General features: G+C 56.0%; 9 protein-coding genes. 4 read left to right on the top strand and 5 right to left on the bottom strand.

Going from position 1 to position 11,324, the window contains the following annotated elements; genetic code table 11:
* Nucleotides 1-188: 188 nt before the first annotated feature.
* The 4 genes from HZA03_06010 to HZA03_05995 all read left to right on the top strand — a co-directional run bounded on the left by HZA03_06010 (nucleotide 189) and on the right by HZA03_05995 (nucleotide 4,324).
* Complete coding sequence (locus tag HZA03_06010) at nucleotides 189-1,163, top strand: bifunctional oligoribonuclease/PAP phosphatase NrnA (protein MBI5637510.1); 975 nt, start codon at nucleotides 189-191, stop codon at nucleotides 1,161-1,163.
* A gap of 111 nt (nucleotides 1,164-1,274) precedes the next feature.
* Nucleotides 1,275-1,544 carry a 30S ribosomal protein S15 gene (rpsO, locus tag HZA03_06005; GenBank protein ID MBI5637509.1) on the top strand — a complete coding sequence of 90 codons (270 nt, stop codon included), beginning with the start codon at nucleotides 1,275-1,277 and terminating at the stop codon, nucleotides 1,542-1,544.
* A gap of 113 nt (nucleotides 1,545-1,657) precedes the next feature.
* A complete protein-coding gene (pnp, locus tag HZA03_06000) occupies nucleotides 1,658-3,766 on the top strand; it encodes a polyribonucleotide nucleotidyltransferase (GenBank protein MBI5637508.1) in 2,109 nt (702 codons plus the stop codon).
* 180 nt (nucleotides 3,767-3,946) lie between these two features.
* Nucleotides 3,947-4,324: a metallopeptidase family protein gene (locus HZA03_05995; GenBank protein MBI5637507.1), complete on the top strand. Its 378-nt coding sequence runs from the start codon at nucleotides 3,947-3,949 to the stop codon at nucleotides 4,322-4,324.
* 54 nt (nucleotides 4,325-4,378) lie between these two features.
* Here HZA03_05995 and HZA03_05990 read toward each other — a convergent pair whose 3' ends face one another.
* The 5 genes from HZA03_05990 to HZA03_05970 all read right to left on the bottom strand — a co-directional run bounded on the left by HZA03_05990 (nucleotide 4,379) and on the right by HZA03_05970 (nucleotide 11,307).
* Nucleotides 4,379-5,389, bottom strand: coding sequence for a PAS domain-containing protein (locus HZA03_05990; GenBank protein MBI5637506.1), 1,011 nt, complete (start codon nucleotides 5,387-5,389; stop codon nucleotides 4,379-4,381).
* A 23-nt stretch (nucleotides 5,390-5,412) separates the two neighbouring features.
* The gene (locus HZA03_05985) at nucleotides 5,413-8,328 is read right to left on the bottom strand and encodes a DUF4445 domain-containing protein (protein MBI5637505.1); all 2,916 of its coding nucleotides are present in this window, start codon (nucleotides 8,326-8,328) and stop codon (nucleotides 5,413-5,415) included.
* Nucleotides 8,328-8,990, bottom strand: a complete 663-nt coding sequence (locus HZA03_05980) for a cobalamin B12-binding domain-containing protein (protein MBI5637504.1) — start codon at nucleotides 8,988-8,990, stop codon at nucleotides 8,328-8,330. The genes HZA03_05985 and HZA03_05980 overlap by 1 nt, the downstream gene beginning before the upstream one ends.
* 25 nt (nucleotides 8,991-9,015) lie before the next feature.
* Complete coding sequence (locus HZA03_05975; protein MBI5637503.1) at nucleotides 9,016-10,473, bottom strand: sigma-54-dependent Fis family transcriptional regulator; 1,458 nt, start codon at nucleotides 10,471-10,473, stop codon at nucleotides 9,016-9,018.
* A gap of 519 nt (nucleotides 10,474-10,992) precedes the next feature.
* Nucleotides 10,993-11,307: a cytochrome c gene (locus tag HZA03_05970; GenBank protein MBI5637502.1), complete on the bottom strand. Its 315-nt coding sequence runs from the start codon at nucleotides 11,305-11,307 to the stop codon at nucleotides 10,993-10,995.
* Between the last annotated feature and the right edge of the window lie 17 nt (nucleotides 11,308-11,324).

The following is an 11,324-nucleotide window of genomic DNA, read 5'->3' as shown; positions in this document are numbered from 1 at the left end:
GCGCTTTACGACGTAACGGGAAAGGAGGTAAAACAGACAAAAAAGAAGGCCGCTTGAAAAAGAATCACGGCTAAGGTAATTTTGGAAAACCGGACAAGTAATGTGCTCCAAAACCGGACATTTCTATTTGCTCGCAACACCTGTAAATCGGAATTGTTTTGCCATACCGGTATGGTACCATTACGCCGATGGCAGTTAAACAAGCGGCGGCGTTTATCAGGGACAACGACAACTTCCTGCTCACCTCGCATGTCAACCCGGACGGCGACGGCGTCGGCAGCATTTTAGGGCTGGCCGGCCTGCTTCGCCAGCTTGGCAAGAGCTTCCACGTGATCTGCGCCGATCCGCCGCAGGACAAGCTCGGTTTCCTGCACGCCTACAACATTATCGAGACGTTCGACGAATCGATGCGGGGAAAAATATCCTTCGACGCCGCGATCATTATCGACTCGCCGCACATGGACCGCGTCGGCGCGACGGTAACGTTGCTGAAAAAAGACGCCCAAATGCTGGTAATCGACCACCACATAAGCTGCGAGAACTTCGGGACGGTGAACCTCATAATCCCCGAGGCGGCCGCCAGCGCGCAGATCGTCGCCATGTTATACGATGAACTGGGCAAAACCTTCGACGCCAACAGCGCCGAAGCGCTGTACGTCGGCTTAAGCATCGATACCGGCCGTTTTCGCTTCAGCAATGTCACCCCCGCCGTCTTCCGGCTGGCGGCCCGGTTGGTCGAAGCCGGCGCCGTGCCGGATATTCTCGCCGACCGCCTCTATTACAACGACCCCATCGAAACCAAGATCGGACTTGCCAAAGTCATCGAATCCATTGAATTGCACCATGGGGGCAAAGCGGCCACCGCCTGGCTCGATTACGCCTTTATGAACTCTGAAATCGGCAAAAAAATGGACGACGAAGGGTTCGTCAACCAGCCGCTCGCCATCAAGGGGGTGGAGACCGCCTTCCTGATACGCGAAAAGGAAAAAGGAAAGCTCCGGATCAGCCTGCGCAGCCGCACCGACGCCGTGGATGTGAACAAGCTGGCTGAACAATTCGGCGGCGGCGGCCATGCCCGCGCCAGCGGCTGCCGCATGGAGGACACCTCAATCGCAGAGGCCAAAAAACGGCTGCTTGCGGCGCTGGAAGATATTTACCGTTAACCCCCCCTCCTCCGCTTCCATAAAAGTCCTTTACAAAACGGCGCCGCTTGTGATACATTTCTGCGCTGAAATAAAAAAGTTTAACAAAGAAAGAGCAAGAGAAACAGGACTATGCCATTAACGAAAGAAAAGAAGACCCAGATCATCGGAACCCATAAAAAAAGCGAAAACGACTGCGGCTCGCCCGAAGTGCAGGTGGCGCTCCTGAGCGAGCGGATCAGCTACCTCACCAAGCACTTTGAAACACACAAGAAAGACAACCACTCCCGGCGCTCCCTGTTGCGGATGGTGAACCACCGCCGCCGGTTGCTTGATTACCTCAAGCGGATTGAAGTTAGCCGCTACAAAACCATCATCGAATCGCTGGGTCTGCGCAAATAGGCGCGGATCCTCCGTTTTCCGGCCGACTAGCCATGAATACGATTGTTCCATGTGCAGTACAGCGGCCGAATCTGCCATCGTGGCTTTTCGTAACACTTAGGAGAATCTGAACTATGGCTGCTACCAGAGTGGAAATTGAAATCGGCGGAAAAACCATCGCCATCGAATCCGGCGAAATAGCCCGTCAAGCCGGCGGCTCCGTGATGATCTATTGCGGCGAAACCATCGTCTTCGGCGCCGCAACCTCCGCCGCGTCCCCCAAGGAAGGGCAGGACTGGTTCCCCCTCAGCATGGACTACCGTGAAAAATTTTACGCCTCCGGCAAAATACCGGGAAGCTTCCACCGCCGCGAAGCGCGGCCGTCCGAGCGCGAAATTCTCACCTCGCGCCTCGCCGACCGCCCCATCCGCCCGCTCTTCCCGGACGGTTTCATGAACGATACGCAGGTATTCACCTATGCCCTTTCCTATGACGCCATAAACGAACCCGACGTTCTGTCGGTCATCGCATCCTCCGCCGCGCTGCTCGTCTCCAACATCCCGTACCATGGACCGGTCGGAGCCGTGCGGATGGGCTACATCGACGGCAAGCTGGTGGTGAACCCCACCGCCGAAGAGCGCAAGAAGAGCCAGATGGACATCGTGATCGCCGGCACCGACGATTCGATCACCATGGTGGAAGGCGAAGCCAAGGAAATCTCCGAGGAACTTCTCATACAGGCGCTTGAATTGGCGCACGCCGCCATACACAAGCTCTGCGCGGCGCAAAAAGAGCTGGCCGAGAAGGTGGGCCGCCCGAAAATGGCCTTCGCCCCGGCCAACCGCGACACCGAATGGCACGAAAAAATCCGAGTCCACCGCGGCGACATCAAAAACGCCATCTGCATAAAAGACAAGCACGCCCGCATCGAAGCGATGGCGAATGTCAAAAAATCGCTGGTCGACAACTACATCACCGCCGAGAACAAGGCAACGGCGGGCAAGATAATAAAGGGCGCTTACGACGACGTGGAGCAGCAGGTGCTGCGCGAAATGATACTGAACGAAGGGCTGCGCGCCGACGGCCGCACCCTTACCGAGGTTCGCCCGATCACCATCCGCACCGGCCTGCTGCCGCGCGCGCACGGCTCGGCGCTCTTCACCCGCGGCGAAACGCAGGCCATCGTCGCCGTCACGCTTGGCACCGGCCAAGACGAGCAGCTCATCGATAACATCGAGGGCAAATCCAACAAGAACTACATGTACCACTACAATTTCCCCCCCTTCTCGGTGGGCGAAACGAAAGGCGCGCCCGGACCGGGCCGCCGCGAAATCGGCCACGGCGCGCTGGCGGAGCGCGCGCTCCTCTGGACGCTGCCGGACGCGAAGGAATTCCCCTATACGCTGCGCATCGTCTCCGAGATCATGGAATCCAACGGCTCCTCCTCGATGGCCTCCGTCTGCGGCGGCACGCTGGCGCTCATGGACGCGGGGGTGAAGATAAAAGCCCCGGTGGCCGGCGTGGCGATGGGCCTCGTCGCCGAAGGGGATAAATTCGCCATCCTCACCGACATCCTCGGCATCGAAGACGCCTTGGGCGACATGGACTTCAAGGTGGCCGGCTCCCGCAAGGGCATCACCGCCATTCAGATGGACATCAAGCTGACCGGCATCAAGATCGAGATCATGAAGCAGGCCCTGATGCAAGCCCTCAAAGGCCGCCTCCACATCCTTGACCAGATGCAGCTTGCCATGCCGAGCGTCGCCCCGGACATCTCAAAGTACGCGCCGCGCATGATCATCATGAAGGTGCCGAACGACATGATCGGCGCCATCATCGGACCGGGCGGGAAAAATATCCGCGCCATCACCGAAGCGACCAAAACCCAGATCGACATCGAAGACGACGGCAGCGTGAAGATTTTCGCCGCCAACAGCGTCGATGCCGAGAAGGCCAAGTCGTTCATCGAAACCATCATTGAGCCGGCCACCATCGGCAAGCTCTACCTCGGCAAGATCACCCGCATCGTCGATTTCGGCGCGTTTGTGGAAATCGCGCCCGGCACCGAAGGATTGGTGCATATCTCCCACATTTCCGACAAGCGCATCAACCACGTTTCCGACGTGATGGCCGAAGGGGAGCAGATTTGGGTAAAGGTGATCGACGTCGATCAGCGCACCCGGAAAATCCGCCTGAGCCACAAGGAAGCGTTGGCCGACCGCGGCGAACAGCCGAAACGCTAAACCGGCACGACCGGCTTACCGGCCCCGCCCCCCTCCGGGCGGGGCTTTTTTTTGGCATTTGCGATGTCCATTGAAATATCCCGCTCATTGCCGTATGGTGGAATTGGTTCCGAAGGATATCCAGCATGAACGTGAAATCTTTCACCCCGTCAAACACCGGATTTTAATATGCGCAGGGAAATGTTCGAACGCCTTGTTGCCGATGCCGTCTCCGCCTTGCCGATGCAGGCGCGGGAAGCGATGAAAAACGTGGCAATAGTGATTGAGCGGAGGCCCCGCCACAAAAAATCGGGCGAGGTCGGCATCAAGCGGGATGAGGTGCTGTTGGGCCTTTACGAAGGCATTCCGCTAATCAACCGGGATTCGGGATATTTCGGCGCGTTGCCCGATAAAATCACCATCTTTCAACAACCAATCGAGGCGTTCGCCGATGGAGACGCGGAAAAGATGACGGAGCTTGTGCGCGAAGTGGTGTGGCACGAAATCGGCCACCACTTCGGATTAAACGAATCCGAACTTCACGATCTCGAGGAAGAGCGGAAACGAAAGAAGCCCTAGCAGGGAAAGGTATCCTCGGCCGCCAACGCTCCCGCAGGATGACACGGGAGTTTTTCAGCCGATGGGAAATTCCAGAACCACCACCGTCCCAACGCCGTTTTTTGATTCGATGTCGACCGTCCCGTTGTGGCTCTTCATGATGCTCCGCACAATTGAAAGCCCCAGCCCCGTCCCCTGCCTCTTGGTGGTGAAAAAGGGATCGAATACAAACTGAATGTCCTCGCCGCTGATGCCGCCGCCGTGATCCCGCACTTCTATCCGCGCGCGGCTGTTCGGGGATTCGATAAGTGCAGTGGCGATCTCCACCACGCCCCCTTTTGGGGAAGCCTGGACGGCGTTAAGGAAGACATTCAAAAGCGCCTGCTGAATCTTCACCTTGTCGATGGAAACCATCGGCATGGCCGCCGTGAAATCCTTGATCACCGAAATATTCATTTCCAGGCATTGCGGCTCCACCATCGCCAGGGTGTCCTCGATGGTTTTGTGGAGGTTTTGCCGTCCCACTTTCAGCGGCATCGGCTTCGCGTAGTCGATAAACTCGGTGACGATCTTTTCCAGATTTGCCACACCCTCGTTGGCGATCTCGAAATGCGCCTGTTCGTCCGGGCGCAGCTTGAGTTTTTTTCCGAGAATGGCGAGATTCATCTTGATGGACGAAAGCGGATTGCGGATTTCATGCGCTATGCCGGTGGCCAGCCGCCCCAGCGAGGCGAGCCGCTCCTCGTGCTTAAGCTTTTCCTGGAGAGTATGCGTTCCGGTGACGTCGTGGATAATAACCATGACGCCGATGATCTTGTTCCCGCGATCATGGAACGGCGACGAACTGACGACCACCCGGTGCAGGGCGCTCCGCTTGTCCTCTATGACCATCTCGAACTTCCGCTTGATGCCAAGCTCCGATGGCTCGCTCATGCGGTTTCCCATCTGCTTCACATTCAGCAGTTCCAGCATCGGCTTTCCTAAAAGCTCGTCCTTGTCGTACCCCCATTCGGCGATTTTGCCGTTAATGTATGTGATGCGCCCGTCCACGTCGGCCGCCAGAATCAGGTCGCTGGCGTTATCCAAAAGGCTTTTATAAAAGTGATGGTTCATCGCGGCGCCGGAAAAAGCATATTCCCGATAAAGTGGGCGATGAATTCCGGATGGTTCGCGAGATTCAGGTATTTCGCGCTGGCGGGGATGGCCCTGGCTTCCATCCGCGCGTTGCGGGAGAGCAGGGCGATACGCGCCCCGACCCCCGCGGAGTTCTTTATAAACCGGACTTTCGCCCAAGGGAAATCCGGGATCATCCCTATCATTTTCGCGTTTTCGACGTTGATCGAAACGCCGAAGGTGCCGGACAAATAAATATTGCGAATATCCTCCGGGCGTATGTGCGCCTCCATTATGAGAAGATCGATGGCCGTGCGGATGGCCGATTTCGCTTTCTGTATCTCCTCGATATCTTTGCCCGATACGGTAATGGGCTTGAAAATGGCGGTCTTCTGCTTGGCGACCACGATATAGTGCCCATTTTTGATGTTCGGGTTTTCCGCTTCATTCAGGAATTTCCCCCGGTCATCGATCAACTTGTGGCGGACGAACTCGGATAAAATATCGATAACGGCGGAACCGCACAACCCCAGCGGCACGGAGCCTCCGATAGTTTTAAAGACGAACTCGCCGCCGCCGTTTATCTTCATCGAACTGATAATCCCGTTTCTCACCATGTGGCCGTGCGTCAGGCTGGGCCCCTCAAACGCCGGCCCCGCCGCGACGGAAGTGCAGAATAACTTTGATTTGTTCCCCAGAACCACCTCGCCGTTCGTGCCGATATCCACAAAAAGCGACATTTCATCCTTTCTATGCATTGAGGCGGCAAGCACGCCGGCAACGGCGTCCGCCCCCACGAACCCGCCGATGCTTGGCAATACCTCCACCCTGCATTTCGGATTGACGGAAAAATCGGCGGGGGGATGGAAGTCCCCCGCCGTCATGGAAATCCACCCCGTTACCGTGGGAATAAAAGGGGACTGGGTAAGCAGTTCCGGGTTCAATCCAAGCAGCAGATGGATTATCACCGGGTTCCCCACGATGGTCATATCGTAAATTTGATTGTTCGGCAGCGAGTGGCTTTGGTGAAACGTGGAAATAAGATAGTTTATCCCTTCAACGAGGCTCCGCTGCAGCGGGCCAAGCAATGACGGATCATTGATCACGCTGGTGCTTCTGGTGATAATGTCCTGCCCCCACCGGTTCTGCGCGTTTTCGGTGGAGCCGACACAAACCAATTTTCCATCCCGCAGGTCATGCACATATGCGGATATCGTGGTGGTTCCAATATCCACCGCGAGGCCGTATATCTTCTCCGAAACGGAAAAATCCAGAATCTCCTTCCTGTCCGCGTCCAGCACGGCGAACAGATGCCTCCCCTCCCCTTGCGCAAGCGACGCAAACCGGCCCATGACATCGGGGTCGATCCGGAAATCCGGAAACCTCCCGCGTAACCACTCTTCGCAGGAAAGCGGCATCGGCAACGACATCAGGGACACCTCGCCAATCGATTCGATTACGATTGAGCGGGAAAAGCCGTATGAAGCAACCTCGTCCTCAACGGACGTCTTTATCAACCCTTCCGCGGCCGCGGCGGAATTGGAAAGTATCCTGCTGAAATAGGGGATGTATATATCCATTTCCTCGTCCACCCGTATGTGGCACGCCAAGCGCTCGTCCGGAGCGCCGTCCCGGCTTTGAAGCTGGATGTACTCCGGCTCCCCGGGATAATGCGCCGAGCCCCGTTTCAGCTTGACCAGGCACTTCCCGCATGAACCGCTCCGGGTGCAATAGCTTGTTACCTGAACGCCGGAATGGTTTATGGCATCCAGCAGCACCGACCCAGGTTTCACGTATATCTTTTTCTTGTGCGGAAAGATCGAAACCGTTTTCGCCCCTTTGAAATGGCTGTTAACTTCTTCAAAATACGTTTTTTCTTCTTCAGCCGCCCGCACGAGCGCTTTGATGTTCTCCGCGGCCGAATACAGGGGTATCTCGCAGCCGCTCCCCAAAATAAAGCGCTCCCGCACCCGCGTGGCCTTGAACAGCTTCCGCGCCTCGGCGCGGATTTCATCCGGGTTCGATTCGAGGAAGAGAAGCGGCTTCACGTTTCCGTTTATCGCCGTAATGCCCGAATACTCCATCGCCGCTTCAATCGGAACGACATAATCAACCGTCGTGATGTCCGCCCCGGCATAGCTGATGATCGCGGTGTTGTTCTGGAGCGGACCCGCGACGGAATACCAAGTGAATTTTTCGGGGAACGCCTGCTTCAGGCGGGTAAAAATGGAATGGACGGAGCCTTCCGCGAACTCCCGGTAGATTTTCGCCGGCAGCACCGAAGGCGAAGACGCGGGATCCGACATAATCACGATATCCGCCCCTTCGGCGGCAAGTGCGAACATCCAGGTGAAACACACCTCGCCGCAATAATCCAGGATCTCGCGGAAGCGGGCGGGTTCATCCACGATCATATAAAGCATTTTCTCGATATCCATGATGCGCGAGGCTATCGTCATCGGGCCGCTCGCCCCCGCCACAACCGGGATGCACCCCCCCATTTCCTTTTTCAGGATACGCACCGCGTTCAGCATCTCCGGCATCCGCCCGCCGGTGCGGGGATCCGGAACGGAGAGCTTCTTGAAGTCGGCGGGATTTTGAATAACCGGTTCCTTCACATACGGATAGTTGTCTTCCGGATAAACGATGCCGCAGCCGATTGCCTCCGGCTCGACGCACAAATCCGCGACGGCGAAAACGGCATCGTGGCCGATCATCTTCCGCGCTTCGATCTGGCACTTTGCCAGCACGGAGCCGGAACTGACGTAGTTGCGCGGCGTCTCGCCGGTGAGCGTGGCGGCCACGCCGAATATTTCAGGGATAACGGGGGGACGGTCGGCCTCCAGGAATTTCAACAGGGAGAAAACCCGTTCCGAGGAGTTCATGGCGGATGTGTCAACACGCTGGGGCATCAGACTGTCTTACAAAGATAGTCAAGCCCGTCGAAAGCGTCGAAGGCAAGGTAATCGAGCCGCAGCATTTCCGCGGAGCTCTGTTGAACGGCGGAACCGCCCCCAATGACCTTTACATGTTCCAGCCCCTGCGCGGCCAACGCCGGCTTTATCATTTTTATCTTGGGCAGGCAGACGCTCATGAGACTGGAAACACCGACAAAATCGGCCTTCTCTTTGCGCGCGGCGACAATAAAATTTTCAACCGGAACGTCTTTTCCCAAATTGACGACCTTGAGGTTGTTGAAGCGGCACAGCGTGGCCATCACATGCTTCCCGAGGTCATGCACGTCCCCTTGAATCGTTCCAATGACGATCGTTTTACGCGGGGGCGCCCCGGCGGCGCGCTCATAATCCCCGGCCGCGCCGTCCATCCGCTGTTTCAGCTTTATCGCCACACATTCGTCCACCACCTCGGTCATCGCCCGGCAGGCAAGCAGCACGTCCAAAAGCTGGAAATTCTCTATGGTGCATTTGTTGCGGAGGATGGCGACCCCTTTGGCAACGGCCTCCACCACCTGCTCCACGGTGTACGATTCAGCGAGGAGCTTTTCGGCGCACAGCACCGCTTCCCTGTTCTCGCCATGCTGGACAAGAAGGGCAAGGTCCATCAGCGGATCCATGCATTCCCCCCTCGCCGCGGCGGCATCAGTCGTCCTGAAGGTATTGATGCAAAGAAACTATTCCGTATTTCTTTATTTTTCTGTCGAGACGGGGGCGGGTGATCCCGAGTATCCGGCATGTTTCGCCCTTGTGCCATTTCGTGTGGTTCAGCGTCCGGGCGATCTGTTCCTTTTCAACCTCGTTCAGGGAGACCGGGCGATAACCGTCTTTTGGAGTAAGCACGGAAGCATCGAGGCCCGCCTCCTGCGCCGGCTCTTCGTTGCCCGCGCTCCCATTGCGGGCCGCCATGAAATGCTTGAGGAAGAGCCTGTCGCCGCGGGACATGATAACCGTGTGCGTAATGGCATTCTCAAGCTGCCGAACGTTGCCCGGCCATTGCTGATTCATCAGCCAATTGAGGGCCTCGCGGGAAACATGTTTTATGCCGCGATCCGTTTCCATCCCTTTTTTCGCGATGAAATAAAGCGCCAGGTGCGGAATATCCTCCACCCTCTCCCGCAGCGGGGGGATGTGTATGTTTATCACTTTTATGCGGTAATAGAGGTCTTCCCTGAACTTCCCCTCCCTTACCATCTGCTCAAGGTTCTTGTTGGTCGCATAAAGGATGCGGCAGTTGGCCTTTATCTGGGTCTTTCCCCCCACCTGTTCAAATTCGCGCTCTTGCAACACGCGCAGGATTTTCGCCTGGAGACCAAAGCTCATTTCCGAGATTTCATCAAGAAATATGGTTCCGTCTCCGGCCAGGGCGAACTTGCCGTCTTTGGCGTTTATGGCGCCCGTAAACGCCCCCTTAACGTGCCCGAACAGTTCCGATTCGAGCAGCGTGTCCACGATGGCGGAACAGTTGATGGAAATAAAGGGGGATGACGCATTCTTGCTGGAGAGGTGAATCGCCTTGGCCACCAATTCCTTGCCGGTGCCGCTTTCCCCGGTTATGAGAACGGGGGACTTGCTCATCGAGACCATCCCCACCATCTTGAAAACCTCTTTCATCAGCTGGCCCTTGCCCACGAACACGGTGTCGGAATTATCCAGCGGCGGCACGGGCACGAGCGATTCATTGTTTGCCTTGAGGCTGGAGAAAAAATCCTCGGCTTTCGCCACGGCGATGTCCAGTTCCTGAATGTCTATCGGCTTGTGAATGTATTCGCCGACGCCGCACTGCACCGCCTTGACCGTGGACTCCATATCCGGATACGCGGTGATTATGATGGAATAGTAGTTCTTCCCCGTTTTGCCGAGTTCCTTGAGGATTTCCACGCCATCCGTATCGGGCAGCCGCAGATCAAGAATGACGATTGCCGAATCCAGTTGTTCCAGCTTTTCCAATCCCTCCTTGGCAAAATTCGCGGTAATGACCTGCATGCCTTGAGGTTCAAAATGCAATTGAAGGGTTTTGCGGATTGCCTTGTCATCGTCGATAATGACAATCGGCTGACGATGCACCGCTCCCGCTCGCCCTGACTCAACAATCTCTTCCACTGCGATCACCCTCTAAAAGACCGCCACATCCGTCACCCCAAGTTACCGGACAGGCTCTCGACATTGACGTTAGTAAATCACGCTTTCAGGCAATGTGCCAAAGCCACACCTCCCGCACGCGCAACACATTGAATATACAGCCTTTATTTTGTAATTACATACCAGACAATATAAAGCGTTACCACCATATTCGCAAACACCCCAAAGTGAATCATCCAATCCAACAGGGTGAAGCTTTTCAACACCGTCCGCACTTGCATTCGCATTTCCATTCGCAATTCCCCCTCTAAATAAGTCAACATTTTAATGTTTTGTTCAGGTTTAAGCCGGATTTGAGTATATCATAAAATCGTCCATCGGCTTATTGGTATCGAAAAACAATTATGTATCATTTTGAAGGAAATGCCGGGATCGCGACGATAGCAAGCCTTTGAATAAAAAAAGGGCGGTGAGTGTTTCTCACCGCCCCCATAAGCCATCGCTTTACAGCGCGTTAAAAACTGTAAATAAGGTTATTCCTTATTTCGCGGCACCCGTGCATTTGCACTTGGTGCGGAGAAGGGCAACGATGTCCTTTATTTCCGCATCGGTCAAGTTGTGCTTGAAAGAGGGCATCTGCGTGGACTTGCCGACCGCCGAACCGCCTTCTTTGATAGCCAGCGCGACGTTCGCATCGGAAAGCTCGCCCATCGCTTTTGGATCCGAGTGATTTCTGGGGGCAACCGCCAGATACGGCGAGTTGATCCCTTTGCCGGTACCGGCGGTGCCGTGGCACTGAACACAGTACAAGTTGTAATTATCAGCGGCGGTTTCCGCCGAGGCCGAACCAACCATCCCGCCCGCCAGGAAGA

The sequence above is a fragment of the Nitrospinota bacterium genome (assembly GCA_016217735.1).
In the GTDB taxonomy this organism is placed as follows: domain Bacteria; phylum Nitrospinota_A; class UBA7883; order JACRGQ01; family JACRGQ01; genus JACRGQ01.
The sequence above is the reverse complement of the archived record's forward strand: the minus strand, read 5'-3'. Positions and strand labels throughout refer to the sequence as shown.

Bases quoted from the DNA above. Each gene is read 5' to 3' on its own strand.
- HZA03_06010 (MBI5637510.1), top strand. From the start codon at position 189: ATGGCAGTTAAACAAGCGGCGGCGTTTATCAGGGACAACGACAACTTC.
- rpsO (MBI5637509.1), top strand. From the start codon at position 1,275: ATGCCATTAACGAAAGAAAAGAAGACCCAGATCATCGGAACCCATAAA.
- pnp (MBI5637508.1), top strand. From the start codon at position 1,658: ATGGCTGCTACCAGAGTGGAAATTGAAATCGGCGGAAAAACCATCGCC.
- HZA03_05995 (MBI5637507.1), top strand. From the start codon at position 3,947: ATGTTCGAACGCCTTGTTGCCGATGCCGTCTCCGCCTTGCCGATGCAG.
- HZA03_05985 (MBI5637505.1), bottom strand. From the start codon at position 8,328: ATGCCCCAGCGTGTTGACACATCCGCCATGAACTCCTCGGAACGGGTT.
- HZA03_05980 (MBI5637504.1), bottom strand. From the start codon at position 8,990: ATGGATCCGCTGATGGACCTTGCCCTTCTTGTCCAGCATGGCGAGAAC.
- HZA03_05970 (MBI5637502.1), bottom strand. From the start codon at position 11,307: ATGGTTGGTTCGGCCTCGGCGGAAACCGCCGCTGATAATTACAACTTG.